This is a genomic window from candidate division WOR-3 bacterium (assembly GCA_016934535.1).
GTDB lineage: Bacteria > SDB-A > SDB-A > SDB-A > SDB-A > JAFGIG01.
In genome coordinates this window covers 19,564-46,480 of sequence record JAFGSQ010000042.1, presented here as the reverse complement: position 1 = coordinate 46,480, position 26,917 = coordinate 19,564, and the positions used below count along the sequence as shown (strand labels likewise).

The following is a 26,917-nucleotide window of genomic DNA, read 5'->3' as shown; positions in this document are numbered from 1 at the left end:
GGAAATACTCGGTAAAAGCATAGACGATGATCTGAGGGAAGGTTTTTGATATTTTATAAGAATAAAAATGGAGGATGCAATGCCGGAGATGAAATTTCACCTGCCGACTGTCGTAGATGTAGACAGTGAGAAGTGCGTTCAATGTCACGTTTGCATTCAGGTGTGCCCGGTCAAGTATTGCAACGACGCTTCCGACCTGGAGAAAGGCATCACCGTAAATCACGATCTCTGCATTGGCTGTGGGAACTGTGTCAGAGCATGTACTCACGATGCGAGAATCATAGTTGATGACACGGAAAGATTCATAGAAGACCTGAAAAAAGGCGAGAACATTGCCGCTCTCGTAGCGCCAGCTGTAGACGTAAATTTCCCGGGACAGCTCAAGAATCTTTTGGGCTGGCTCAAATCGATTGGTGTCAAGATGAACTTCGACGTCTCTTTCGGCGCCGAAATAACAACGTATCAGTATTTGAAAGCCATACAGGCGGGAGCTAAAACACCTGTCATAGCTCAACCCTGCCCTGCCGTGGTGAGTTTTATAGAGATATACAAACCGGAACTTTTACCCTATTTAGCCCCGACAGGCAGTCCTGTTATGGACATTTCAGCATGGGTCCACAAAAAACACCCTGGAATGAAACATGCCTTCATAAGCCCCTGCATAGCAAAAAGCCGCGAATTTCAGGACCCGAACACGAAGGGCCAGATAACATACAATGTCACAATAACCAATCTTAAAAAATATCTGGAGAAAAACGGAATCGATCTTTCAAAATTTCCCGCGACGGATTTTGACGGACCGATGGAAGCGGAGAGAGGTATTCTGTATTCACAGCCCGGAGGCCTTTTTGAGACATTCAAAAGATATAACGTGCCGCTTAAAATGCATCAGGTGAGAAGGACGGAAGGCAAGGAAATTTACGAGGAATTTTTCGAGGAGCTCGAAAAAGAAATAAAAGATAAAAAATGCGACGTAATTCTCGTCGACATACTGAACTGTCTTCACGGCTGCAACAGAGGCACGGGGACGAATTACGACGAAAGGACGACAGACGAGATACTGAAACTGCAGAGTGAAAGGCTCGAAAAACAGCAAAAAGAGAATTATCCTGACCCGGACGCTCTTTCAAAACTCCAGAAAATACTCGAAGACATGAATGACGTAGATTTTTCGAGAAAATACACGGACAAATCCGAGAATTACAAAACACTAGAAGACCCGGACGAAGACGGGATAAAGGCTCTGTACGAGGAAATGGAAAAATTCACCGAAGAAGACATAAAAAACTGCGCCGCGTGCGGTTACATGTCGTGCGAACACATGGCAAAGGCAATTATGAACGGGCTTTACAGGCCTCAGCAATGCCATCATTTTCTCGAGGTTTTCTACAGAAAGCATTCAAAGGACACACAATAGGCGAGACTGAAGAATAAGAGTATAAAAATCTGCCGACATTTAATTATCTGAGAATCGTGGTCTTGTGAAGCCGGTCAATTAATTGCTTGACTGTGGATTTGTTTTAAAATATTCTAATTTTATATGTCGAAAACAATAGGCGTTTTATTGCTGTTCCTTTTTTTGTTGTCGTCGGCAGTTTCATTTTTTGTTTCAAAAATAATCGTTCCAGCTCAACGGGAAACTGCTGTTTCAGCTTCTCAGGAGGCGCGGGAAGAAGAGGAAACTGACGGGATCACTGAAATCCCTTTTTATGACGACACACTTTGTTTGAGGAATTTTCCTTCAGTAATCAAGATAGAAACCGCGAAGTTTTCTTCGGAACAAAGCGGCACTTTCAGGTTTGAGATATCATACGGGATATTCGGTTTGGACAGCACGGGAATTTACACAGAACTTCCCCCAGTGAAAGACGGCAGAAGAGAATGGATCTATCCCGACAGTGTCATGCTTTTTAAAGTGTGCGGAAATGACACGGTTTCTTTAAAGATGGATTCGTCTCTTTACGCAGACGAAGACATTCTCGAAGGAAAAAAATACAGTTATTTTGCTATTGCTTGTTTTGACGGACACCATAACCTGACTTCTGCCGAATCTGAAAAAATGAGCTATTACAAACCGTGGTTTTCCAAGTCGAGCATTTCGATGTTTGCTGGAAGCCTTATATTTACTTTTTTTCTCATTTTTTTCATAAGAAGCGCCGGCAGAGGAAAGAAGTATTTCATAAGAAAACTGAGCGGAATTGATGCCGTCGACGAAGCCATCGGCAGAGCCACCGAGATGGGTAAGGATGTGTTGTTCATCCCAGGTATAATGGACATGGATGATGTTCAAACCATTGCGGGAATGATAATTCTCGGCAGAGTCGCAAGAAGAGTGGCTAATTATGAGAGCAAATTGTCTGTTCCTTCCATCGCCCCTGTAGCTTACAACACGGCAAAAGAAATAGTCAGACAGGCATACATTCAGGAAGGTAGACCGGACTCCTACGATGAAAATTCGGTTTTCTATCTTACCGGTGATCAATTCGGATACGCGGCCGCGGTTGACGGAATAATGGTCAGAGAGAAACCGGCCACTGTTTTTCTTATGGGTCATTTTTATGCCGAATCCCTGATATTGGCTGAAACCGGACATTCAATTGGAGCCATACAGATATCGGGGACCGCCGACCCTTCACAACTGCCCTTTTTTGTTGCGGCTTGCGACTACACTTTAATCGGCGAAGAATTTTTCGCCGCCAGCGCCTACATGTCGAACGATCCTCACTTGATCGGAAGTCTGAAGGCGCAGGATTTCGGAAAAGCCGCCGCAATAGCGGCTATCGTCGCAGGCAGTATTCTCGCTTCGTTCGGGGTAAATATTATTAAAAATATTTTTTTTACGGGATAACAAAGGCGGTTTTTTAACATGAAAAGATACGTACCGCTCGCAATAACATTCGTCAGCGGGATGATTATAATCGCGTCGTTTTTCGTTCCTCGTTACCCGGTTGGAGAGGCGGCCAACACTCTCAAGAATTGGTACATGGTCGTCGCGGTCTTTGCAATGATATTGGGGATTTTGAACCTTCTGAAAGTGAATTTCCTGAAGATGATGAAAAAGAGGAGGGGTTGGTTTTATTCCGCCGTCATTATTTTCACGCTTCTAGTCACCGTATTTGCAGGATGGGGAGGAGGTATGGAGGAAGGCTCGGCGTTTGATTTTATTTTCAGGCATTTTTACACTCCGTTGAATGCGACGATGTTCTCTCTTCTTGCTTTTTTTGTCGCATCGGCGTCTTTTCGCGCATTCAGAGCGAGGAATCTCGAAGCAGGCCTCCTGCTGACAGCAGCGATAATAGTTATGCTCGGAAGGGTACCCATAGGAAAAATAATTTTTTCGTATCTTCCGGCGGCGCAGGCCTGGATAATGGAAATTCCAAACACTGCTGGGCAGAGAGCAATAATGATCGGCGCCGCTCTGGGCGTTATAGCTACGTCACTGAGGATAATATTCGGCATTGAAAGGTCATACCTGAATTGAAGAAAATATTCGAACTTGACAGAAGGATAATATTTCTTTTCATAGCGCTCGCTGTAGTTGTTCCGCTTCTCTTTCCTCTCCGGATACCGATAATTGTCGACAAGGAGGATTCCAAGGCGGTTTATTCTTCCTTCGCTTTCATAGACAGCCTGCCCGAAAATTCTATCATACTTGTTTCCTTCGATTTTGATCCTGCCGCAGCGCCTGAATTATATCCTATGGGTAAATCGATTATTGAGCATGCATTTTCAAAAAACGTTAACGTCATAACGGTCGCCCTGTGGCCCCAGGGAGTGAGATTCGCGGAAAACGCGCTCAATGAAGCGGCGCTAAAATACGACAAGGAACGGTGGATAAATTTCGTCAACCTGGGATATAAGTCGGGGGGAGTTGTCGCGATTGACAATATTGCTGGAGACATAAAAAAAACGTGTCCCAGAGATTTGACGGGCAGAAGCACAAAAGACATTGAGGTCCTTAAAGAAGTCAATTTCAATCTCGACAAAATCGCCGTGATAGTTACATTGTCGGCCGGAGATCCCGGTGTGATTGGTTGGGTTCAGATAGGCAAGGATAAATACGGAAAAAATATTATAGCCGGTTGCACAGCGGTCAGCGCGCCGGCGTATTCTCCGTATTTCAATTCGGGTCAACTTATCGGTCTAATCGGAGGGATGGCAGGAGCGGCGGATTACGAACAGCTTCTCGATAGTCCCGGCATGGCGTCGAGCGGAATGGACGCGCAGTCGATAGCGCATATATGCATAATAGCTTTTATTTTATTCGGCAACGTAATTTATTTCATACAGAAGAGAGGGAAAAAAATTGACTGAGACGGTTGGGATCTGGATCGCGGGTTTTCTGACTCTCGCGATATTCAGTTTTTTGTACAAAGACAACGTTTTTTACAAAATTGCCGAATCGATCTACGTCGGAGTATCAGCGGGCTACTTGCTGGTTCAGGGCTGGCACGACGTCGTGGTTCCAAATCTGATAATGCCTCTCAGGGGAGGAAATCTTCTTTACGTATTTCCCGCAGCCCTTTCTCTGTTCATTATCCTTCAGCTTTTTGATAAAACAAGGTGGTTTTCTCACATCTCAATTGCTTTTGTTGTCGGAATAGGAGCCGGCTACGGCTTCGTTACGTTTCTGAAATCGAATCTTTACGAACAGGTTTATTCAGCCATTGTCCCGCTGTGGAACGGAAACTTATTTTCTTCCGCAGGCGAGATACTTCTTCTCGTCGGTACGGCCACAGGTCTTTTCTATTTCTTTTTCTCCATAGAGCATAAATGGCTTTTCAGAGCGGGAGCGAGAACAGGTATGATTTTTCTTATGATCACATTCGGTGCGTCATTCGGATACACTGTGATGGCAAGAATATCCCTGTTGATAGGAAGGTTTTATTTTTTGATGCACGACTGGCTCCGCATTTTGAAATAAAGTCATGGACGATCGAGACGGATTGCCTCGTTCCAGGCATGGATTTAAAGCCAAAATCAGGAATATTTTTATTACGGGAGTGGTGACTCTTCTTCCGATAGGTCTGACTGTTTTCGTGTTCAAGTTCATCATCGAGATTGGCGGGACTGTATTGGAACCTTTCGCAAGGTATCTTCCTTTTCCCAGATTGGTCGAGGACCTGATGGGTTTTATATTACTGGTCGCATTTATATTTATAACCGGAGTCGTCGCGAGAACATTCATAGGCAAGATTTTAATCAGATGGACTAATGCCCTCATGACAAAACTGCCGCTCATAAAGATTATTTACAACGGAGTGAAAGAGCTTACCGAAACATTTTTTCTCGACAAAAGAGCTTTTCAGAAAGTTGTCATGATAGAATATCCCAGAACGGGATGCTGGTCGTTAGGATTTTTGACCAACACTAAATCGTGGGTTGAAAAATGTTCCGAAGACGGAAAAAAAACAAATCTCGGGTCGGTGTTTGTGCCCACGACGCCGAATCCGACTTCAGGTTTTTATCTCCTGCTTCCCGAGGAGGAAATAAAGATGACAGAACTGACTATTGAGGAGGGGATCAGAGTGGTTGTTTCAGGGGGCATAATCACGCCCAGAAAAAACATAAAAATAAGAGAGGATGAAAAAGGGACCGAGACATGAACGGAGAATCAAATAAACGAAAAAAAATAATTGAATTTATTAGAGAACTGATAAAGAACAGAAAAGAAAACAAGGAAAAAGAAGCCGAAACCGTAATAAACAAAGGGAAAGAATCAGGTATCATATCGGAAGCCGAGGCCGACATTCTGAAGGGCGTAATGTATCTGACGAGCACAAGAGTCGAGGAAATCATGGTGCCGAGAGTTGAAACTGTTTTTCTGCCTGCGACGGCAGGAATAGACGAAATAATAGAAGCGTACACACTTCACCGTTTCGGCAAAATACCCCTTTACGGGGACACCATTGACGACGTAGTGGGCATATTGAAAATAAAAGATGTCATACCTTTTCTGCACGAAATTCTTGAAACTCCTTACAAAGCGATAGATTTTGCATGTCTGCCTCATTTTATTCCGGAAAGTAAAACGGTTCTGGAAACAATAAAAGACCTTCAGGAAAGGCATCTTTCAATTGCCATGGTGGTCGATGAATACGGCGGGGTCTGCGGAATTGTGACCCTTGAAGACCTTGTTGAAGAGATAATTGGGGAGATAGAAGACACGAGGGAACAGGAAGAGGAAGATTTCTCTGTGGAGGAGGACGGTTCTTATCTTGTGAACGCGCGGATGGAATTCTCCGATTTCAATGATCTGCTGAACTTAAATCTCGAATCAGAAGATTACAACACAGTAGGGGGATTCGTTCTCGACAAACAGGAAAAAATACCCAAAAAAGGTGAAAAATTTTCCGACGGCAATCTCGAATTCGAAGTTATTGATGCTACAAGACAAAAGATAATCAAATTGAGAGTGAAAAAGAAAGAACAATAAATGGCAAAAGACTTTGTTCATCTTCATGTTCATTCAGATTACAGTTTTCTCGACGGAGCTATTTCAATAAAAAAACTGGTGAAGAAGGCGTCTGCTTTGAAAATGAAAGCGATAGCCATAACGGATCACGGCAACATGTCCGGAGCCGTGGAATTCTACAAGACGTGCAAGAAGGAAGGAATAAAGCCCATAATTGGAATGGAATCCTACGTTGACCCCGGAGGCGTGTCCGCTAAGAGCAGAATTTCCGAATTCAGACACCTGACTCTTTTGTGCAGAAACGAACAGGGATACAGAAACCTCGTCAAACTTTCTTCCATAGGCTTCCTCGACGGATATTACTGGGGCAGAGCGAGAATTGATACTGAAATTCTCGAAAAGTATTCGGAAGGTCTGATAGCTCTCGGAGGATGCATGAGCGGAGAAATTCCGAGAAGAATTCTGGCCGGCGACGAGACCGGGGCGATGAAATTCGCTGGAATCTATTCTGAGATTTTCAAAGGTGATTTTTTTCTTGAATTAATGGACATAGGGATTTCTGAAAACGAATTCCTGAACAGATCGCAAGTCGAACTGGCTAAAAAAACCGGTGTCGGTATAGTGGCGACGAACGATATACACTTCCTGGATAAGGAAGATCATCTTGCTCACGAAGCTCTTCTTTGCGTTAACACAAAAAAGACATTTGAGGACAAAGACAGACTGACGAGTCCCAAGGGCATATATTTCAGGACACAGGAAGAAATGTACGAATTGTTCAAAGAGTATCCTGAAGCGCTTGAAAACACGGTAAAAATAGCGGAAAAATGTCACTTTGAGATGAAACTGTATCCTGACTCACCGAGACTGCCTGACTTTAAAATTCCCGAAGGGTTTGACACCCCGATGGAATTTCTGAAACACCTGACTTGGGAAGGCGCTAAAAAAAGATTTCTATCCGGAGTTCCCGATGAAGCAGGAAAAAGAATAACAGCTGAGCTCGATGTGATTTCACAAACAGGGTATGCAGGATATTTCCTCATAATTGCCGATATTGTAAGAGAAGCTAAAAAAATGAAAATCAGCGTCGGCCCCGGAAGGGGATCAGCCGTCGGAAGCATGGTCCTTTACTGCCTCGATATAGTGACGATAAATCCGATGAATTACGGTCTTCTGTTCGAAAGGTTTTTAAACCCGGAAAGGATAACGGCCCCCGACATAGATCTGGATTTTGCCGACGACAAACGTAACATGGTTATAGAATATATGGTCAGGAGATTCGGGGAGGACGCTGTCTGTTACATTGGCACTGCCGCGAGCCTTGGCGCGAGACAGGTGGTAAGAGACGTTGCGAAAGTCCTGGGTTTGACTCCCAAGGAGATTGATGAGCTTTCATCGAAAATGCCGGAGACGTATTTCATAGACAAACCTTCGGATGATCCTCGTTCCGATGTCGAGTGGATTTATTCAGGCAATCAGAGCGGCTTCAAGGACAAAGTGGATTCAGACAAAAGGCTTGAAAGACTCATTCAGATTGCCTCTAAACTTGAAGGGTTGAAAAGACAACCTGGAATTCACGCGGCCGGTTTTATAATAGCTCCAGGCAACCTTACAGATTTTGTTCCTCTCAGGAAAGACAAGTTCGGACAGATCGTCTGCCAGTTCGACATGGATTCGATAACCGATGTCGGCCTTATTAAAGTCGACATACTCGGCTTGACCGCTCTCACTGCCATTGAGAGAACGGTTGAGCTCGTCAGCGAAACGAGGGGAGAAACCGTCGACGTCGAAACACTCCCTCTCGACGATAAAAGAACGTTTCAACTTCTTTCTTCGGGTGAGACAAAAGGCATTTTCCAGCTTGAATCAAGGGGAATGAAAAATCTGTGCGTTCAGCTGAAGCCGAAATCACTTCAGGAAATAATAGCAATTATATCTCTATACAGGCCGGGTCCGATGGATCACATAGACAAATTCATTGCAAGGAAAAACAAAAAGGAAAAATCGGACTATTTACACGAATCCCTCAAAGACATTCTGGAAGAAACTTACGGAATACCTATCTACCAGGAACAGGTCATGCAGATCACAAGTGCTGTGGCCGGTTACAATCTTGGAAAAGCAGACATCCTCCGAAGAGCCATGGGTAAAAAAAAGAGAGAAGTGATGGAAAGCGAAAAAGAGAACTTTTTGAAAGGAGCGCAGGAAAGATCTATCAACGCTAAGACAGCTCAGGGTATATGGGAAATGATAGAACCATTCGCCGGTTATGGTTTCAACAAATCGCACGGAGCCGGTTACGCTTTTCTCGCGTATTATACTGCTTATATGAAAACGCATTTTCCAGTTGAATTTCTTGCGGCTACACTGACCACTGAAATTTCAAACACCGATAAAATAGCCGAATTCATTGATGAAGCGAGGCGATTAAAGATAAAAATATTTCCTCCTTCCGTAAATCATTCGGGGGTAAATTTTCTGGTCGAGAAAAAAGGAGTGCGATACGCTCTCGGAGCGATAAAAAACGTCGGTGAAAAAGCTGCTCACGAAATTGTCTCTGAAAGGGAAAAAAGCGGATCGTTTAAAAGCTTCGATGATTTCCTCGGCAGAATAAGTTTCAACTCGGCGACAAAAAGAACCGTCGAGTTTCTCGTGAAAGCAGGAGCTTTCGACGAGATAAATCTTGACAGAAAGAAACTGCTCGACTCAATAGAGGAGGGTTTTGAAAGAGCTTCTTCGAAAAAAAAACAGATCCTCATGGGTCAGATGGCGCTTTTCAGCGAAAATGAGCTCATTGACATTGACAAAGACAAAATGACAGGAAGCGCCTGGACTTATAAAGAAAAACTTGAGGCGGAGAACGAAGCATTCGGTTTCAGTTTCGATGTTCATCCCTTGGACGAATACAAAAAATTCATAAGTTTCCGGGGATTATACGGATTGGGGGATTTCATCAGAAACGGCAACAACGGGTGTTTCGTTGCCGGATTGTTGATGAAAGCCGAAAATGTAAAGGAAGGTGTCAATCTGACTCTCGAAGAAAAAAACACTAAACTCGATGTATTCTTAAGCGATAAAATGAGCAAAGAACCTAAAAACTGGATTAACAAACATGTAGGTAAACTTTTGGCCGTCAAAGGCGAATTGAAGAACGTCGATGGAAACAGAATTCTTTACGCCGACGAAATAAGGGTTGTCGACGAGGCTTTGTCGGAATGTATAAAAAGCCTGGAAATAGAACTGAAGGAAGGCGAAGTAAGAGACCAGGTGCTGAAAGACATAAAAGATGCGATAGATCTTCATTCGGGAGAATACAAAGTGTTTTTTCTGATTAAAGAAAGGAACAGGAGAATCAAACTAAAAAGCGACTTGGGCGTCTGTTTCGACAAATCTCTTGTTAGCGAGATAGAGAGTATTATCGAATACGGAGGCAAAGTCAAATATGTGGCTGAAATCAGCTATTAGGGGGTTGCTATGAAGAAAACACTGACCGCGGTTATATTGTTGACTGTTTCAAAGATATTTTATGCCGATTTCCAGCCTTTGAAAGTAATAGAAATCCCGACGGCCGGCGTGCCGCCGCACGGAGGATATGTATTCGATCTCAGGCAAGATCCGGGAGGAAGGCTGACAGGATACACCGGTGTATCTTTTATCAACAGATTTTATGTGCTTCTCGGCTACGGCGGAGGTAATATAATAGGAGAAGGAGATCCCGATTGGAACCCTTACCCCTTCATAGAAGCACGTTTCAGAATGATAGAGGAGAACATATTTTTTCCTGCGATAGCAATAGGTTACAGCTCTTACGGATACGGTTCCTATGACAGGTCTTACAGCAGATTTTACAGAAAGCCGCTCGAATTTTATCTGGTAGGAAGCAAGGCTTTTGACGTTTTTGACTACGCCGGACTTCACGCCGGATTCTCTTTTGAACCAGATGCCGACAGCACAGAGAACCCTGTCGATGTCTTCCTTGGCGGACAGGTATGTTTTGAAAACATTGTTGAAGTGCTGGCAGATTACAGATTCGCGCTGAACGACATGGAAAAAGACGGAATATTCGGGGAAGGAAGGGGATACCTGAATGCCGGTGCCAAAGTCTGGGCGTCAATGGATTTAAGCGTGGCTTTTTACTTTATAAACATTACCGAAAATGGTGCGTCCGGAACCAGATGGTCGGAAATATCCCGATGCATGGAAATAACCTACGAAGGACTTTTTTGATTATTTGACGGCAACATACATTCGAGGAGAGAAAAGATGTACAGAGTGTTGGTAATAAATCCGGGATCCACCAGCGACGAACTCAGTTATTTTGAGGGTGATAAAGAAACATTTCACGCGGTGACAAGGTATTCAGCGGAACATATGAAACCTTACGAATCCAAAACCGTAATATCACAATTCGAGATGAGGATGGATCTGATACTCAAAACTCTCGATGAAAAGAAAATCGACTTAAGCACAATTGACGCTGTCATCGGAAGGGGAGGTCTTTTGAGACCGATACAGGGAGGGACATATCTTGTCAACGATAAGATGATAGAAGACCTTAAAAACGGCCTCAACGGAGAGCACCCGTCAAATCTAGGTGGTATCCTCTCCAAAGCTTTGGCAGATAAGGTTTTTGAAACTTCTAAAAAAAAAATTGACGCTTTCATAGCCGATCCGGTCGTTGTCGACGAGATGTGGAAATGGGCGAGGTATTCCGGAATGCCCGAGAATCCACGCCTTTCTATTTTTCACGCACTGAATCAGAGGAGAGTGGGGAGGATTGTTGCCGATAAAATCGGAAAACCCTACGAAGAACTCGATTTGATAATAGTTCATGGCGGTGGCGGTCTGTCCATAGGACTTCACAGAAAAGGAAAAGTCGTGGACGTAAACAACGCACTGGACGGAGACGGACCATTCACTCCTCAGAGGAGCGGAGGAGTTCCTTCCGGGGGACTTGCTAAAATGTGCTTTTCTGGAAAATACAGCCATCAGGAAATCAAACTGAAAATCAAGGGAAGAGGCGGACTTGTAGCCTATCTCGGAACTTCGGATCTTATTATTCTCGAAAAATTTGTTGATGGAAAAACATTGACTGCTTCGGAAAGAGCTCAGATAAACTATGACATAACAGAAGAAAAAGCAAGGGAAGTCATAGAAGCCATGGCTTATCAGATATGCAAAGAGGTCGGCTCTCTTTGCGGGGTTCTCTGTAAAAAGCCGGACGCGATTATTTTTACCGGAGGAATTGCCTACTGCGGGTTCATAGTCGATTTTATAAGAGAAAGGATAGAATGGATGGCTCCGTTCTATTGCATTCCTGGGGGAGACGAGATGAAAGCCTTGAAGGACGCTGCAAATCTTGCGTTGAATGGAATTTCTCCTGCGCAAACCTACTAAATTAAAGTAAAGCTTTAATGTATTTTTCTAAAAATCGCAACAGCGGGCTTTATAGCCTAAGAAAAAAAATAGAAATATTTTATACAATCCCTTGACAAAATCTATTTGATACCACAAAATATAGCTTCTGGATCAATTCACAGGAGGCAATATGAGGTGTCCGTTTTGTGGTAGTGAAGACAATAAAGTTGTCGATTCGAGGCCCAGCAAAGAAGGACACTCCGTGCGGAGAAGACGGGAATGCACGATTTGTTCTAAAAGATTTACCACCTATGAATACGTTGAGAAAGTTCCACTCATGATAGTAAAAAAAGACGACAGAAGGGAACCGTTCAGCAGAGAAAAGCTCCTTGAAGGGATTGAACTGGCTTGTAAAAAGAGACCGATATCGAGAGAGCAGATAGAAAAAATTGTCGACGACATTGAGACTGACGTGTACACACTTTCCAAAGTCGAGGTACCCTCGAAAGAAATCGGAGAAAAAGTCATCAGAGCTCTGAAAAACCTCGATGAAGTTTCCTACGTCAGATTTGCATCAGTGTACAGACAATTCAAAGATAAAGAAGAGTTCCTGAAAGAGCTCAAAAAGATGTTCGACGACGGAGGTAAGAAGTAGATGAGAGAAATGAGCTGTATGAAAAAAAGAGACGGCAGAATAGTACCGTTCGACATCCAGAGAATCGAAGATGCGGTTAGAAAAGCTCTCGATGCGGTTGGAACCCAAAACGAAGAAAAAGTCCGGAAAATCGCCTTCGAGACATTTGAAATCCTGCGAACATCTGAAAACCTGTACTATCCTGAAGTCGAAGAAACTCAAGACATAGTAGAAAGAAAGCTTTTCGAGCACAATGAATACGATGCGGCAAAAGCATACATTCTGTACAGAGAACAGCATAAAAGTATAAGAGACGTGAGAAAATCCCTTCTGGACGTGGTTGAAACTTTGGACAGTTATGTTTTGCAAAGCGACTGGAGAGTCAAGGAAAATTCAAACTCTGATTATTCTTTCTCCGGCCTTCTTTTGCACGCAGCCGGAAGTGTCGTTGCCAATTATTCATTGAACAAAATCTATCCCCCTGAGATAGCTTACGCCCACCGACACGGCGACTTACACATTCATGATCTTTCTATGGGTATAGCCGGCTACTGTGCCGGATGGTCTATAAGGAGCCTTTTGACAAACGGATTCGGAGGAGTTCCCGCCAAAGTTTCTGCAGAACCTCCTAAGCATCTGCTCTCTGCGCTTGGCCAGATAGTCAATTTTTTGGGTACGGCTCAAAATGAATGGGCGGGAGCGCAGGCTTTTAATTCTTTCGACACCTATCTCGCCCCCTATGTGCGTATAGACAATCTCGATTACAGACAGGTCAAACAGGCAATTCAGTCTTTTGTCTTCAACCTCAATGTCGCTTCAAGATGGGGAGGACAGACTCCTTTCACTAATCTGACTTTTGACTGGGTGGTTCCTCCCGATCTGAAAAATCAACCGGTTCAAATAGGGACTGAATTTACAGATTTCGTCTACGGCGATTTTCAGAAAGAAATGGACATGATAAACAAAGCCTTCATTGAAGTCATGATGGAAGGAGACTCGACGGGAAGAATTTTTACATTTCCAATACCTACTTACAACATAACAAAAGATTTCAACTGGGAAGGCGAAAACGTGGAGCTTCTTTTTGAACTGACCGCGAAGTACGGCATTCCTTATTTTCAGAATTTTGTTAACAGTTCTCTGAAACCCTCCGACGTCAGATCGATGTGCTGCCGTCTTCAGCTCGACATCAGAGAACTGAAAAATAAAACAGGAGGTCTTTTCGGAAGCGGTGAGCAGACTGGATCCATAGGAGTCGTCACCATAAACATGCCGAGAATCGGATATCTCTCTTCAGACGAAAACGAATTTTTCAGAAGGCTTTCGGCAGTAATGGACATTGCAAGAGACAGCTTGGAAATTAAGAGGAAAATTGTTCAGAAAAACATGGATATGGGATTGTTTCCTTACAGTAAGATATATCTTGGATCTCTGGCAAATCATTTCTCAACAATCGGCCTGGTCGGAGTAAACGAATCCGTAATAAACTTTTTCGGTCCTGACGAAGATATTTCGACACCTAAAGGAAAAGCGTTTGCCAAGAAGACGCTTGATTTCATGAGAGAAAAACTAATAAAATATCAGCAGGAAACCGGACACCTTTACAACCTGGAAGCCACTCCAGCGGAAGGCGCTTCGTACAGGCTCTCAAAAATGGACAAAAAGCTGTTCAGAAACATAATAGCCTGCGGAGAAAACAATCCGTATTACACAAACTCCAGCCTTCTTCCCGTCGGTTACTCGGACGACGTATTCAAAGTCCTCGAGCATCAGGAAGAGTTACAGGCAAAGTACACGGGAGGAACCGTACTTCACATATTCCTAGGCGAAAGCGCAGAGAGCACTTGCATAAAAAATGTTGTCAAAAGAGTCGCGTACGGATACACCCTTCCGTATTTCACGATTTCCCCGACTTTTTCGGTGTGTCCCGACGATGGATATATCAAAGGAAGCGTTGCAACCTGTCCTAAATGCGGCAGAGAGACTGAAATATACAGCAGAGTGGTGGGATATTACAGGCCTGTCAAAAACTGGAACAAAGGCAAGAAAGAAGAATTTGCTCAGAGAAAAACCTACATTATTCAAAAAGATACTCATCGCCAAAACGATCAGATTTTCCAGAGAGAAGCAGTGAAGTTTGCGGCCGCAGTCGTCTGATTAAATTGAAGCTCGCAGATGATAATAGGAGGTTTTCTTCCGTTTTCTTCCATTGATTATCCCGGCAGGATAAGTTCGGTCTTATTCACGCAGGGCTGCAACTGCAGGTGCCCTTTTTGTCACAATTCTGAGCTTGTCGCTATAAAAAAAGAAGGCGTCGAGACGGTCGATGAAATCATAGAGACACTCAAAAAAAGAAAAAAACTAATAGATTCGGTTGTCGTCTCCGGCGGTGAACCGACAATTCATGATGATTTAATTGATTTCATGGTGCTTCTCAAACGAAATCATTTCGCTGTCAAACTGGACACCAATGGTTCAAATCCAGGTATGATTGCCGGAATAGCTGAGATGAAGTGCGTTGATTTTGTGTCTATTGACGTAAAAAGCTCGCCCGAAAAATATTTTAAGGCAGTTAATGCCGGCTTCAATTTCGACGGCATATTAGAAATAGTTAAGACTCTCGACGCCGCCGGTATCTGTTATGAATTGAGAACAACTGTAGTGCCGGGTCTGGTCGAGGAAGAAGACATGAACAAAATCAGTTCAATCCTCGGCGGCGACAGGGATTTGGTTTTGCAGCAATTTGTCCCTGACAAGACACTCGATCCCGAATTTAAAAACTTGAAACCCCACGATTATGAAATCGTCGAAAAAATGATAAAAATTGCAAGGTCGCGGTTTGCGCGAGTCAATTCGAGAGGATTTATATGAAAGTAAAAAAAAGATCCGGACAAATAGTCGATTTCGATAAATCTAAAATTGAAAAAGCGGTTTCCAAAGCCTTTTCAGCCAAGGGATTGGATCCTGTTCCGGTCAAAATTGTCACGGATAATGTCATTAAGGAAATCGAAAAAAGAGAAGAAACAGAAATTGACATAGAAAAAGTTCAGGACATTGTCGAAAACGAACTGATGAAACAGGATTATTTCGAAGTCGCTAAAGCGTACATTCTCTACAGACAGGAGCACGCTGCACTGAGAACGGCTAAAAAGGTGATTTTCGGTGTAGAAAAAGACGAGGCCAAACTTCCTCTAAATGCGTTGGAAGTTCTCAGATCGCGTTATTTGCTGAAGGATATAGAGGGGAACGTCATTGAATCTCCAAAAGAGATGTTCGAAAGAGTTTCGGAATGTGTCTCTTCTGCCGAAAAATTTTTTTCTGATAAAAAGGCTGATTACTGGAAAGAAGAATTTTTTAGAAATATGAACGAAGGCTTTTTTCTTCCGAATTCGCCGACATTGATGAATGCCGGAACAGATTTCCCTCAGCTTGCGGCTTGTTTCGTCATACCGGTAGAAGATTCCATAGAAGGTATTTTTGATGCAGTAAAATATGCCGCCTTGATACACAAGACAGGCGGCGGAACCGGTTTTTCGTTTTCGAGGCTCAGACCCGCAAACGATGAAGTCAGGTCTACTGGCGGTATAGCTTCCGGTCCCGTTTCCTTCATGAGGGTTTTCGACATCGCTACTGAAGTTATAAAACAGGGAGGAAAAAGAAGGGGAGCGAACATGGGTGTTCTCAAAGTTGACCATCCAGATATAGCTTCGTTCATCACATCAAAAGTAAGCGAAGGTCAATTTACAAACTTCAACATTTCAGTTGCGTTGACAGACAATTTCCTCAAAGCAGTGCGCCAGAAAAAAAGTTATTCTCAGATAAATCCCAAAAATGGCAGAGAGACGGCTAAAGCGGATGCCAATGAGATTTTTCAGCTTATCGTTTCAAAAGCCTGGGAAAGCGGAGATCCCGGAGTCATTTTCATAGACAGGATTAATTCACTTCATACAATGAAAAATCTTGGTTTGATCGAAGCGACAAATCCATGCGGAGAACAACCGCTTCTTCCCAACGAGGCATGCAATCTCGGTTCCATTAACCTTTCTAAATTCGTAAAAAACAATCAGGTGGACTGGGATTCATTAAAAGAAACTGTCGCAACGTCCGTGAGGTTTCTTGACAACGTTATAGACGTGTCCCGATATCCTCTGCCTCTGATAGAAGAAACTGTCAAAAAAAACAGAAAAATCGGTCTTGGTGTGATGGGTTTTGCCGATTTTCTGATTTTGCTCGGAGTACCGTACGACTCTTTGGCCGCAGAGAAAAAAGCGGAAGAAGTCATGAAATTCATCCAAACTGAAGCGGACCTGGCTTCTAAGGATATTGCAGCAGAAAAAGGAACTTTTCCCAATTACAGCCTAAGTGTAATGGCTGAAAGAAATGAAAAACCGAGACGAAACGCCACATTGACGACGATAGCCCCCACAGGATCAATAAGCATAATTGCCGCAACTGCGAGCGGCATCGAACCGTGTTTTGATCTCGTTTTTATAAGAAACGTTTTGGACGGAACGCATTTTTTGGAAGTAAATGGATTGCTCAACGACGCGCTTGACAGAGAAGGAATTGACAAAAGGGCTGTCATATCAGCTATTGGAGAAGGGATAAAGCTTAAAGAAATGAAAAATATCCCCGAAAAATTAAAAAATGTTTTTAAAACGGCGCATGATATTGAACCCATTTGGCACGTCAGAATACAGGCAGCATTTCAGAAATATACGGACAATGCCGTCAGTAAAACGGTTAATTTTCCGAGCACCGCGACACATAAACAAGTGGAGGAAGTTTACCTGAACGCTTACGAATTTGGTTGCAAAGGAATAACAATATACAGAGACGGCAGTAAAAACAATCAGGTTCTCATGAAGCCTAAAGACAAATCATGCAGACTCAAAACAGTCGATTCGGAATACGCCGGCGGATGCGAGGAGTGCGGAGGATAAATGAAAGGTTCAAGACAAAAAGAATACAGGAGTGTCATCAGCGTTCTGGCCGCTTCGTCACTTTTAGCCGCGACTCTGCTATTATCCGCTTCCCTGTTTTTCGGATATTTCCGGCTTGGATCGTTATATGTTTACGCGGCTTCTGTTTTTCTGTCTTTTCTGATTCTATTTTCAAATTTTAAGAAAATCAATTTGCCTAAACACTCTTTTCTCGTTTGTTTTTTGGGCATTGTCTTCTCTTTCCTGTTCGCAGGCATGATATCCGGAACTGTTGTTTTGGAAGGGGCTGCTCTGTCTTTGATCCCGACCCTGGTAATCCATCTCGCTTTCGTCTTTCCGGAAGAAAAGCCTTTTTACAGAAAATCGGGTTATATATTGCTGAGACTGCTGTATTTATTTCCTCCCCTCTCTTTTTTGTCTTTTTTGCTGACAGTCTGGATTGCTGAAAATACAACCGTTTCATCTCTCAAGACGGCATTAATATTCCTTTCTTCGGTTTCAGTGATTTTTCTTGTTTTTTCGGCGGCAGATTCCGTTCGAAAAAGCGAAAGTGTCGGGATCAGAAGAAAGGGCGAGCATTTTCTTGTCGGAGCGTTTTTATCCTTAATCGGGCTGTTTCTTTCAGTGCTGCTTTTTCCCGAAGCGACCTTTTTAGCCGCGACTGCACCAATGGCTCTTTTTTTGTATGAGGATTTTTTTCCTGTTTTGAAAGAAACCCCTTCAAGAAAGATAGCTGTTATACTTCTGTCTTTATTGTCGTCTTCTGCAGTTTTTTGTTTTTTTGCCGTTCTACCCGTTTGTTTTACTTTTACGGGCAAGGCAAGGTTTTTCATATTCGGTATGCTTGGCGCTCTGATCTTTTCATGGAGTTTCAGGTATTTTTACGCACTTTTTTTCTCTGCGCTATACAAAAATCCTAAAAAGAGACTGAAACATTTACTGGATTTTGAAAGAAGCATAAACGGCAGTGAAAGTACAAATGAATTTGCTGAAAAATTGTCAGAAAACCTGAAGAAAGCATTGAACTGTTCAGAATGCAGCGTATACGTTCGAAAAGACAAATCATTCTTCGTGAATGCATCCGATAGTGGTGAACGAGTTTATCCGGACGGCTTTGATGGAAACAGAAAAGACGGATTAGTGAATTTCATCGAAAGCTCAGGAAAATTGATAGTCTTTGATGAGGAAACAAGCTTCGGATTCAAGAACGTGTGCGTTGAAGACATGCTCAATATATCAAGAAAAAAAGGTTTTTGGATGCTGCCGTTTTTCTCGGGCTGGGACCTCGCTGCAATGGCGATAGGCAATAAACCGGCAGGGCCTCTGGAAAAAAGTTTTACAGAAGAACTTGTCGGATTTTCAAAAAGGATTTCAGGACTCATTGCTTCTTTTGTCAGAATTGAAGGAATTGAAAAATCAGTCAGGTCTGAAGAGTACAAAAATTCAAAAAGAGAAGTTATCGCCAGTTTGAAAAAATGCAGTGACAAGAACATCAGGATTAAAAGTATTACTGGAGACAACACAGGAAACAACACGGTTTTTTGCCTCAACAGAAATGGGCGGATATTTGCCGGTTTCGCCGATTGGAAAAACGACGCAAGAGACTGGCTGAAACTTGTCAATCTTCTGACTTTTCACTTCGTTTATGAAAAACAAAACGGATCGGACCTGAATGTCGCTGTTTCTGGGATGACAGGTTTGAACGTAACCGAGTCATTTGTCGTGATGTTTGATTCCGAAAAAACCGAAATATACGCAGGTAATTGCAGAGCAGTTTATTTAATTGACAAAAAGGGAGTGGAAAAATATTCGGAAGAAAAGCGGACAGAGGGCAAATTGCTTTTTGCATGCACTTCTGAAATCATGGAATTGAGAAACATAAGGTACGAAAAACTCGGCGAAGCCAGATTGGTTGAAATACTTGGCGGGGCTTCGTCTTTTTCGCTCGAAGTTTTCAGCGAAGATGTTTTCTCGGCTCTGAATTCTTGGTCTAAGGATTCGGCAGGTCTTTCGGACATAGAAATGCTGTTTGTAGATTTGACACGATGAAGAGAATTGTCGCTTATTATATTTCGGCTCACGGTTTCGGACACATGACCCGAAGTTTTGAAATAATCAGAAATTTTAGCGGATTTGAAACTCATATAGTCAGTGGTCATTCACCGGAAACAGCGGAATTTCTGGGGTTTGGCGGAATAAAAGCCGCATCTTACAGAACCTGTATAATTGACTCCGGAGTGGCGCAGAAAAATGCACTCGAGATTGATATTGGAAAGACTTTAGATGAAAACGCTGATTTTATAGAAAAATACTCCGATCTTGTTGAAAGAGAGGCTGAATTCCTTTCTGAAAAAAAAGTTTCTGCAGTTTTTTCTGATGTTTCTCCCCTTCCCGTGACGACGGCGAGGAGATTGAATATACCCGTCTGGGTAGTGGGAAATTTCACTTGGGATTGGATAATGGAAGGTTTTGAGAATTACGACACTCGTTTTGAAAAATTGAATTATTTTTTTAAAAATCAGTACATTCTGGCTGACGGAGCTTATCTTTTGCCATTCTCGGGCGGTTTTGAAATGTTTGGAAAAATTTATAAAACCGGCCTTGTCTGCAGAAAACCGTCTTTCTCCAGCGAGAGGGAAGCGAGAGCTGTTCTCGGTTTAAATGAGGGGCAAAAAGCAGTCGTTTTCACTTTTGGCGGATTTGACGCCATCAAAAGCTTGGATTTTTTTAGAAAGACGTTTCGGTTTTTGTACCAGGCTTTGAAGACAGGAGAATTTCTGAAAATGTTTATATTGTATCCACGGCGAGAATTCCTTTTCCCGATATTCTTCTTTCAGCTGACTGCGTTATTACAAAGCCGGGCTACGGAATAGTCTCGGAGTTGTATTATCTGAAGAAAATGGGATTTTCTAAAAAAATTATATATTGCGACAGAGGACCCTTCAGAGAATACGGTATACTGAAAAAATTCATAGACAGTAATTTTCCCGAATCGTTGTTCATTGATTCCGAAAAAATCAGAACGGGAGAATGGATAAAATCTGTTTAATCAGGTCAAGAAAAGGCGGGATGGAATCCCGCCTTTTCAATCAGCCGTTTTCAGAAAGAAGATAAAATATCTTCCAGTATGTTTTCGCCGGATCCGTTGACTATAAAAATTCCGGTCGAAGTAGTCTCCTCGACTTTACTCGCCGAAGCAATTGTTCCCACGAATGAAAATTTCTGTCCTATCTCAGGCGAAAACATTCTGAGCATGGGGAGAATTTTTTGCGCGTCAACGTATATAATGACCGGATACTGATCGGGATTCTCTATTCCCGACTCTTCAAGTTTTTCCCTGAGCGAGACGCCCGTTCCGGAGAAAGACTGCATGTTCATGAGAGCGACGACTTCAGACTCGCTGATGTTAATGTCTATTTTGTTCTCGCCCTGAGTGTAAGTGTAGGAATCGTTCTGGCCTTTTAAAGCACCGCCGGCTCCGGCAACAGCTATTGTCATGACTTTTATAAGTGCTTCTTTATTGTTGAGGCCTACGATCGCTCCCGCTTCGGGTGCGGTCATGTTAAGATTGCCGATCATTAACTGAATGTCGCCTCTCAGCATTCCCCAGAATTCGTCTTCAGTCATTCCGATCTGGGAGAAATCAATCTCGTCTCCCATGTAGGGAGAAATAAACTGCTTGAGAGACATAAAGTTCATGACGAGCCTCATGTAAAGAGTTATTTCTCCGTTGATATCGTTCAGGGAGCTGACTCCCTGAGGCAGATCTGAAAGATACAACGAGACCATGGGATGGTTCGTAATGTCTTCTCCGTATTTTGCGTAAGATTTAAGAACTATTCTTTTCTGCTCAATGTCGCCGCCTACTACCGCGTATTCAATTTCGGGCATGTCGAACAGAGCTCTTGTGTTTTCATCAAGAGTGTCCATGCTTTCTTTGATGCTCTTCTCAAGTACTTCGTAAAAGCTTCCGCCTATGTAAGCGTACAAAGCGGGGGAGGACATTCCGATTGAAGTGTATGATTCCAGGAAATTTGGGCTCGTGGCGAGAGAATTTTCGGGTTTAGTCTCTTTGACCTGTTTCATGAGGTCTTTTATTTTTTCACCCATGCCTATGACTACGAAGCTCTGGTAAACGGAAAAATAAACTTCGTCGTCTTCGTCTTTAACAATAGTGAAATCGCCGTCTTCCGTAATTGTCGGTTCGCCGTCCTTTTTCGCCATGTCAATTATATATTTGAGAAGACCTTCCGGATTTGAGGAAGGGACAAATACGGCAAACGTGGGAACCGAACCGTTTTCCTGAGGAGTGATGGAAACATCGAGCATTATCATACCGATTTTTCCGTTCGGATCGAAGCCGTTTTGCTTGAATTCCTCGTAATCGAAATCTTCCGTTTTGTCTTTGAATACTTTTGTAAAAATTGCGTCCGCGTTTATTTTTTGCAGATCGGCGTAAATAAACATCGGAATGTCTGAAGGGACAAGAGTCGCAAGTTCAATCTGTCCCATCTGAGGTTTTTTTGTGCATCCCGTGTGAAGGATTAAAACACCCGCCAGCAATACTGCGATTAGCAAAACCTTTCTCATCTTTCCTCCTGAGTGAAATTATCTTCTTATCTGATATCGCAAAGAAGCGCCTATCTGAAGGTATCTTCCTCCCGCATCGTTGGGATTCCAGCGCTTGAGGTCTTCAACGGCGACTCCTAATCTTCTGGCTATTCTCGAAAGAGTGTCACCCGATCTGACCGTGTATGATCTCCAGACAACCGTCGGGGTGACAGGTGCGGTTTGAACCGTTATCTGAGTGTTTGAAAGATATTTGAGAGAATCAGGAAGCACATCGAAACTAGTCCTGAAAACTTCTCTCGTGCCTGAAGGAATTTTGAGGACGAACGGATATTCTCCGGGCGGCGTGAAGGATTGAAGAATGTGAGGGTTGAGTTCCTTTATTTTTTCCTTTGTTGAAGCAGTCGAGTTGGCTATGACCGAAAGATCGACAGGGCCGTTGAGATGAACGGTGTCATATTCCATCGGGTCTTCGTAATTGATGGACATGCCGTATAACTCGGGTTCTCGTGCAACGAGCATGACGGCGAGAGCCCAGGGAACGTATGTCATTGTCTCGTTGGGGAGGGACAGTTTCCAGAAATCGTTTGTTCCCGCGTTGTTGATGGCTCTTTCGACTGTTCCTTCTCCGCAGTTGTAAGCGGCGAAAGCGAGTTTCCAGTCTCCGAATCTCTCGTACAGAGATGAAAGGTATCTCGCTGCGGCTATCGATGATTTGTAAGGGTCCCTTCTTTCGTCCACGTAATTGTTTATAGAAAGGCCGAAATTGCGGGCTGTTCCCGGGATGAACTGCCAAATACCGACAGCAGAAGCCGGAGAAACAGCTCCCGGGCTGTATCCGCTTTCGATAATCGGGAGAAAAGCGATGTCGTGCGGGAGATTGTAGTCTTCAAGAACCTCTTCTATCAGAGGAAGATATTTCCCGCTTTTTCTCAGACATGCTATCAAAGTGTTTCTGCCTGCGCTTGTGTTAGTCCAGTAGTTTAGAGCCTGTTTGAGTCTGTCGGACGCGTCTATGTCAATGGGAATCAACAAGTGGTCTGTTGTCTCAATTACCGGGTAACCCCAAAGTGAGTTTGCCGCCCTGATCTGAGCGGAAGAAAGCCTTCGGAGGTTGATGTTATATCTGCTCACAAGAAACGGGTCCTGAACGTCTTCTATTGGTATGTCGAGAAGGTATCTCATACCGTCGTTTGCTATCTGGTGTGCGAGTATGTAGTTCGAGCTTTTGAGAGCCTCGTTAGCCTGCGTGAACTGCTCTTCGGCTATAGTCAGCATTATTGAAGCGAGAGTGTCAGCTGAAACCGATTCTACGTATAGGACGTTATCCTCGGTAGCAGTGTATTGGCTGGTATCAGATGTCTGTCGGTAAGTAGTACAGCATGTCGCCGTTAAAACAGCGCACAACAATGCTCTCGAAAATATTTTGCGCATTGAAGCCCCTTTTGCGTTATTTAAAAGCTTTATCAACAATGTTTATTTAATCACGAAGAAAGAAATTTGTAAACGTTTTCAAAGTATTTGTTCAGTTTTATAATATTTCTAAATCGCGGTTTTCGGCAATCCGGAAAATATGGAAGTTAAATCTTAGATTGACAAACATCTGACTGTCGTTATAGATACATGCATGGTCAAGGATAAAATCAGAAATTTTTGCATCATTGCGCACATAGATCACGGTAAATCAACACTGGCAGACAGGCTTCTGGAGCAAACGGAAACCATCCCGAAGAGAATAAAATTGGAACAGTATCTGGATAAAATGGACCTCGAAAAAGAAAGAGGGATAACAATAAAATCTCACAACGTCAGAATGAAATATAAAGCTTTGGACGGGCACGAGTATCAGCTGAATCTCATAGACACTCCCGGGCACGTAGATTTTTCTTACGAAGTCTCAAGATCCATATCCGCCTGCGAGGGAGCCCTTCTCGTCGTCGACGCGACCCAGGGAGTTCAGGCTCAGACCGTGAGCAACGCGTATCTTGCACTTGATCAGGGTCTGGAAATAATTCCGGTTATAAACAAGATTGACCTGCCGTCGGCTGATACAGAAAAAGCCAGGTTTGAAATAGAAGAATATCTCGGGCTTGACACAGAAAATGCTGTCGCAGTAAGCGCTAAGACGGGTCTTGGAATACCTGAACTCATTGAATCCATAATAAAACTCGTCCCGCCTCCAAAGAAAAATATTAAATCACTATTGACTTCTCTCGTTTACGACAGTTATTACGACGAATTCTGGGGAGCGGTGCTTTTCGTCAAAATCGTTTCCGGAGAATTGAAGGCGGGTGACAGGATAAAACTCGTCGGCGCAGGTAAGGAATACGACGTTCAGCATTTGGGGTATTTTTCCCCCGGAATCCACGAAACAAAAAAACTCGCGTGCGGTGAAGTAGGTTTCGTTTCCGCTGGAATACGCTCTCTTCAGGACGTCAACATAGGCGACACAATGACATTATCGGGATGCGAGGTTGGACTTCTTCCGGGTTTCAGGAAATCGAAACCAATGGTCTATGCGGGACTTTACCCTTCGACCAACGACAAATACAGAGAGCTCAAAGAAAGCCTGGAAAGGCTTTCGATAAACGATTCGGCAATAGTCTTTTCTCCGGAAAAATCGTTCGCGCTTGGCATGGGCTTCAGAGCTGGTTTTCTCGGTCTCCTGCACATGGATATAGTGCAGGAAAGACTGGAAAGGGAATTCGATATGGAATTGGTCGTGACGGCTCCTACAGTTCCCTACAGAGTGACTCTGAAAAACGGTGAAGTTTCGGAAGTGAATTCTCCTTCAGATCTTCCGCCTCCTTCAGAAATTGAATTGATTGAAGAGCCCATTGCCAAAGTGTCTGTTCATGCGCCATCACAGTACCTCGGCAACATCATTAAGATCTGTCACGAGAAAAGAGGGACTCAGCGCAAAATTGAATATCTCACGCAGAACCACGTCAGAATAGATTATGAAATGCCATTGTCAAGCGTGATAGTCGATTTTCATGATCTTTTGAAATCTTCAACGAAGGGATACGCCTCTCTCGATTACGAATGGACCGGATTTTCAACGGCGAAAATGACGAAGTTGGATTTTTTGATAAACAATGATCCGATAGACGCGCTTTCGGTCATCGTTCAAAGCGACGAAGCATATCAGACAGCGAGAAGGATTTGCATCAGGCTTAAGAAGGCCATTCCGAGACAACTTTACGAAATAGCCATACAGGGAGCAGTGAACGGAAAAGTGATTGCTCGTGAGACTTTAAAACCAATGAGAAAAGATGTAACTGCTAAATGCTACGGAGGTGATATAACCAGAAAACGAAAACTGCTCGAAAAGCAAAAAGAGGGAAAACGAAGAATGAAAAAATTCGGAAAAATCGAAATACCTCAGGAAGCCTTCATGAGCGTTCTTTCTCTGGAAAGCGAGGACTGATATGACAGGGAGAAAAGTCGCCATAATAGGCAAAGGCGCAAGAGAACACGCCATCGCCGAAGCTCTCAAAGCTGATCGAGACGTATCGGCGGTTTTTTGCCTGCCGGGCAATCCCGGTACGGAGAAGAGTTGCGTCAATGTCGCGTCCGACATAAAAGACTTCAAAAGTATTCTTTCCGCCGCTGCTCTGGTTAATCCGGATCTGATAGTCGTAGGCCCGGAAGACCCGCTTGCAGAAGGAGTTTCAGATTTTCTTAGGAATTCAGGTTATTGCGTTTTCGGCCCCGGTAAAAATGGCGCCGGTATTGAATCGGACAAATCTTTCGCGAAAAGAATCATGAAAGAAACCGGAATACCAACGGCAAAATGGTATGAAGTCACTTCTGAATACGAGCTGGAAAAGCGGCTAAACGAGATGAAACCTCCTTACGTTGTAAAAGCGAGTGGACTTGCTCAGGGTAAAGGGGTGTTTATTTGCAGGGAATATTCCGAAGCTCTTTCGGCAGGCAAAGAAATGATCTCCGGAAAATTACTCGGCGACGCCGGAAAGAAACTTGTGATCGAAGAGTTTATTCAGGGATTTGAAGTTTCGTATTTTTTTGCAACGGACGGGGAAAAATCAGTATGCCTGCCTCCTGCGCATGATTATAAAAAAGCATTTGACGGCAACTTCGGACCAAATACCGGCGGAATGGGTTCGGTTTCACCTGTTGGTTCATTTTATGAAGAAAAAGCCAAACAGACCATTGCCGAGCCGCTTCTTGATTATTTGAGAAACTCGGGAATAGAATACAGAGGTTTGATTTTTGCCGGTGCTATCATATCGCAGGAAAAGATTTATGTGCTCGAGTTTAACTGCAGATTCGGAGACCCCGAAACTCAGTCGTCTCTGGGAACAGTCGAGGAAGGACTTTTTGAAATGCTATACTCGTGCGCAAGAGGAAGCGCCGAAAATTCTTTGAGTGTATCCGGAAAAAAAGCGGTCTCAGTTGTTTTGGCTTCGCGGGGTTATCCTGAAAATCCGGAAACAGGAAAGAAAATCGGAGGACTCGAGGATGTATTACACCGTGATTCTTCAGTATTTTTCGCCGGAGTTCAAAAAAGAGAAAACGGTCTTTTCACGTCAGGCGGGCGTGTATTCACGGTTCGAGGGAAAGGCGAAACAGTTGACGAAGCTAAAAACATAGCGTATGACCAAGCCGGGAAGATCGAATTCGATGGGAAGTGGATGAGAAATGATATTGGAGAGGACGTATCAGAATACCTGATCTGAGGAATCCTGAAAGTTTGTTTCAGGTATAACAGAATCCCTGAATTTCTTCAAATTGTTAAAATGCCAAAGTGTGTTGTCCAGGCTGTCTTCAAGAACGGTTATTCTTACGAGCAGAGAGTGCAAGGTGTCACCGTATTGCTCGGGTGTTTTATTTTTCGAATAAAATATTTTTCCTGAAAAAAAACCGAAAATTAAAGCCGCCGCGCAGATTATAAAAAGAATTGTAATTGACACGCATGGTTGTTTCGGGCTTCGATAGATCATAAATATATGGTATATTGAATGCCGGAAAATG

The 26,917-nt window shown here is 43.4% G+C and carries 22 protein-coding genes; 19 read left to right on the top strand and 3 right to left on the bottom strand.

The window, feature by feature from the left end:
- The first annotated feature begins 79 nt into the window (after positions 1 to 79).
- From JXL83_06640 to JXL83_06560, 17 genes are all read left to right on the top strand, one after another.
- Complete coding sequence (locus JXL83_06640) at positions 80 to 1,417, top strand: 4Fe-4S binding protein (GenBank protein ID MBN2363790.1); 1,338 nt, start codon at positions 80 to 82, stop codon at positions 1,415 to 1,417.
- Between the two features lie 123 nt (positions 1,418 to 1,540).
- The gene (locus tag JXL83_06635; protein ID MBN2363789.1) at positions 1,541 to 2,848 is read left to right on the top strand and encodes a hypothetical protein; all 1,308 of its coding nucleotides are present in this window, start codon (positions 1,541 to 1,543) and stop codon (positions 2,846 to 2,848) included.
- 18 nt (positions 2,849 to 2,866) lie between these two features.
- Entirely contained in the window at positions 2,867 to 3,481 is a 615-nt protein-coding gene (locus tag JXL83_06630) for a hypothetical protein (GenBank protein MBN2363788.1), read from the top strand.
- Complete coding sequence (locus JXL83_06625) at positions 3,478 to 4,314, top strand: hypothetical protein (GenBank protein ID MBN2363787.1); 837 nt, start codon at positions 3,478 to 3,480, stop codon at positions 4,312 to 4,314. The genes JXL83_06630 and JXL83_06625 overlap by 4 nt, the downstream gene beginning before the upstream one ends.
- Complete coding sequence (locus tag JXL83_06620) at positions 4,307 to 4,924, top strand: hypothetical protein (GenBank protein MBN2363786.1); 618 nt, start codon at positions 4,307 to 4,309, stop codon at positions 4,922 to 4,924. The genes JXL83_06625 and JXL83_06620 overlap by 8 nt, the downstream gene beginning before the upstream one ends.
- A 4-nt stretch (positions 4,925 to 4,928) precedes the next feature.
- Complete coding sequence (locus tag JXL83_06615) at positions 4,929 to 5,606, top strand: DUF502 domain-containing protein (protein MBN2363785.1); 678 nt, start codon at positions 4,929 to 4,931, stop codon at positions 5,604 to 5,606.
- Entirely contained in the window at positions 5,603 to 6,436 is an 834-nt protein-coding gene (locus JXL83_06610) for an HlyC/CorC family transporter (protein ID MBN2363784.1), read from the top strand. Before JXL83_06615 ends, JXL83_06610 begins: the two co-directional genes overlap by 4 nt.
- A complete protein-coding gene (dnaE, locus tag JXL83_06605; protein MBN2363783.1) occupies positions 6,437 to 9,880 on the top strand; it encodes a DNA polymerase III subunit alpha in 3,444 nt (1,147 codons plus the stop codon). It begins immediately after the preceding gene.
- Between the two features lie 9 nt (positions 9,881 to 9,889).
- Complete coding sequence (locus JXL83_06600) at positions 9,890 to 10,642, top strand: hypothetical protein (GenBank protein MBN2363782.1); 753 nt, start codon at positions 9,890 to 9,892, stop codon at positions 10,640 to 10,642.
- A 36-nt stretch (positions 10,643 to 10,678) separates the two neighbouring features.
- On the top strand, positions 10,679 to 11,812 hold the full coding sequence (gene buk / locus JXL83_06595; GenBank protein MBN2363781.1) for a butyrate kinase: 1,134 nt from the start codon (positions 10,679 to 10,681) through the stop codon (positions 11,810 to 11,812).
- A gap of 151 nt (positions 11,813 to 11,963) precedes the next feature.
- Entirely contained in the window at positions 11,964 to 12,428 is a 465-nt protein-coding gene (nrdR, locus tag JXL83_06590; GenBank protein MBN2363780.1) for a transcriptional repressor NrdR, read from the top strand.
- Between the two features lie 9 nt (positions 12,429 to 12,437).
- Positions 12,438 to 14,564, top strand: coding sequence for a ribonucleoside triphosphate reductase (locus tag JXL83_06585; GenBank protein MBN2363779.1), 2,127 nt, complete (start codon positions 12,438 to 12,440; stop codon positions 14,562 to 14,564).
- A gap of 18 nt (positions 14,565 to 14,582) precedes the next feature.
- Complete coding sequence (locus JXL83_06580) at positions 14,583 to 15,278, top strand: anaerobic ribonucleoside-triphosphate reductase activating protein (GenBank protein MBN2363778.1); 696 nt, start codon at positions 14,583 to 14,585, stop codon at positions 15,276 to 15,278.
- On the top strand, positions 15,275 to 17,350 hold the full coding sequence (locus tag JXL83_06575) for an adenosylcobalamin-dependent ribonucleoside-diphosphate reductase (GenBank protein MBN2363777.1): 2,076 nt from the start codon (positions 15,275 to 15,277) through the stop codon (positions 17,348 to 17,350). Before JXL83_06580 ends, JXL83_06575 begins: the two co-directional genes overlap by 4 nt.
- Positions 17,351 to 19,399: a hypothetical protein gene (locus JXL83_06570; GenBank protein MBN2363776.1), complete on the top strand. Its 2,049-nt coding sequence runs from the start codon at positions 17,351 to 17,353 to the stop codon at positions 19,397 to 19,399. It abuts the gene before it with no gap.
- Complete coding sequence (locus JXL83_06565) at positions 19,396 to 20,223, top strand: hypothetical protein (protein MBN2363775.1); 828 nt, start codon at positions 19,396 to 19,398, stop codon at positions 20,221 to 20,223. Before JXL83_06570 ends, JXL83_06565 begins: the two co-directional genes overlap by 4 nt.
- A 26-nt stretch (positions 20,224 to 20,249) precedes the next feature.
- Entirely contained in the window at positions 20,250 to 20,399 is a 150-nt protein-coding gene (locus tag JXL83_06560) for a hypothetical protein (protein MBN2363774.1), read from the top strand.
- 50 nt (positions 20,400 to 20,449) lie between these two features.
- On the opposite strand, the gene JXL83_06555 is transcribed toward JXL83_06560, so the two are convergent.
- Entirely contained in the window at positions 20,450 to 21,940 is a 1,491-nt protein-coding gene (locus JXL83_06555; GenBank protein ID MBN2363773.1) for a hypothetical protein, read from the bottom strand.
- A gap of 18 nt (positions 21,941 to 21,958) precedes the next feature.
- A complete protein-coding gene (locus tag JXL83_06550) occupies positions 21,959 to 23,353 on the bottom strand; it encodes a transglycosylase SLT domain-containing protein (protein MBN2363772.1) in 1,395 nt (464 codons plus the stop codon).
- A 193-nt stretch (positions 23,354 to 23,546) separates the two neighbouring features.
- On the opposite strand from JXL83_06550, the gene lepA reads away from it, so the two are divergent.
- A complete protein-coding gene (gene lepA, locus JXL83_06545) occupies positions 23,547 to 25,349 on the top strand; it encodes an elongation factor 4 (protein MBN2363771.1) in 1,803 nt (600 codons plus the stop codon).
- A gap of 1 nt (position 25,350) precedes the next feature.
- Complete coding sequence (gene purD / locus JXL83_06540; protein MBN2363770.1) at positions 25,351 to 26,622, top strand: phosphoribosylamine--glycine ligase; 1,272 nt, start codon at positions 25,351 to 25,353, stop codon at positions 26,620 to 26,622.
- Here purD and JXL83_06535 read toward each other — a convergent pair.
- Positions 26,605 to 26,856 (bottom strand): hypothetical protein, encoded by a 252-nt coding sequence (locus JXL83_06535; GenBank protein ID MBN2363769.1) that lies wholly within the window; start codon positions 26,854 to 26,856, stop codon positions 26,605 to 26,607. The genes purD and JXL83_06535 overlap by 18 nt on opposite strands.
- Between the last annotated feature and the right edge of the window lie 61 nt (positions 26,857 to 26,917).

What these genes read in the sequence shown, in the direction of transcription:
- JXL83_06640 (MBN2363790.1), top strand. Translation starts at nt 80, where the DNA reads ATGCCGGAGATGAAATTTCACCTGCCGACTGTCGTAGATGTAGACAGT.
- JXL83_06635 (MBN2363789.1), top strand. Translation starts at nt 1,541, where the DNA reads ATGTCGAAAACAATAGGCGTTTTATTGCTGTTCCTTTTTTTGTTGTCG.
- JXL83_06630 (MBN2363788.1), top strand. Translation starts at nt 2,867, where the DNA reads ATGAAAAGATACGTACCGCTCGCAATAACATTCGTCAGCGGGATGATT.
- JXL83_06615 (MBN2363785.1), top strand. Translation starts at nt 4,929, where the DNA reads ATGGACGATCGAGACGGATTGCCTCGTTCCAGGCATGGATTTAAAGCC.
- JXL83_06610 (MBN2363784.1), top strand. Translation starts at nt 5,603, where the DNA reads ATGAACGGAGAATCAAATAAACGAAAAAAAATAATTGAATTTATTAGA.
- dnaE (MBN2363783.1), top strand. Translation starts at nt 6,437, where the DNA reads ATGGCAAAAGACTTTGTTCATCTTCATGTTCATTCAGATTACAGTTTT.
- JXL83_06600 (MBN2363782.1), top strand. Translation starts at nt 9,890, where the DNA reads ATGAAGAAAACACTGACCGCGGTTATATTGTTGACTGTTTCAAAGATA.
- buk (MBN2363781.1), top strand. Translation starts at nt 10,679, where the DNA reads ATGTACAGAGTGTTGGTAATAAATCCGGGATCCACCAGCGACGAACTC.
- nrdR (MBN2363780.1), top strand. Translation starts at nt 11,964, where the DNA reads ATGAGGTGTCCGTTTTGTGGTAGTGAAGACAATAAAGTTGTCGATTCG.
- JXL83_06585 (MBN2363779.1), top strand. Translation starts at nt 12,438, where the DNA reads ATGAGCTGTATGAAAAAAAGAGACGGCAGAATAGTACCGTTCGACATC.
- JXL83_06580 (MBN2363778.1), top strand. Translation starts at nt 14,583, where the DNA reads ATGATAATAGGAGGTTTTCTTCCGTTTTCTTCCATTGATTATCCCGGC.
- JXL83_06575 (MBN2363777.1), top strand. Translation starts at nt 15,275, where the DNA reads ATGAAAGTAAAAAAAAGATCCGGACAAATAGTCGATTTCGATAAATCT.
- JXL83_06570 (MBN2363776.1), top strand. Translation starts at nt 17,351, where the DNA reads ATGAAAGGTTCAAGACAAAAAGAATACAGGAGTGTCATCAGCGTTCTG.
- JXL83_06565 (MBN2363775.1), top strand. Translation starts at nt 19,396, where the DNA reads ATGAAGAGAATTGTCGCTTATTATATTTCGGCTCACGGTTTCGGACAC.
- JXL83_06560 (MBN2363774.1), top strand. Translation starts at nt 20,250, where the DNA reads ATGGGATTTTCTAAAAAAATTATATATTGCGACAGAGGACCCTTCAGA.
- JXL83_06555 (MBN2363773.1), bottom strand. Translation starts at nt 21,940, where the DNA reads ATGAGAAAGGTTTTGCTAATCGCAGTATTGCTGGCGGGTGTTTTAATC.
- JXL83_06550 (MBN2363772.1), bottom strand. Translation starts at nt 23,353, where the DNA reads ATGCGCAAAATATTTTCGAGAGCATTGTTGTGCGCTGTTTTAACGGCG.
- lepA (MBN2363771.1), top strand. Translation starts at nt 23,547, where the DNA reads ATGGTCAAGGATAAAATCAGAAATTTTTGCATCATTGCGCACATAGAT.
- purD (MBN2363770.1), top strand. Translation starts at nt 25,351, where the DNA reads ATGACAGGGAGAAAAGTCGCCATAATAGGCAAAGGCGCAAGAGAACAC.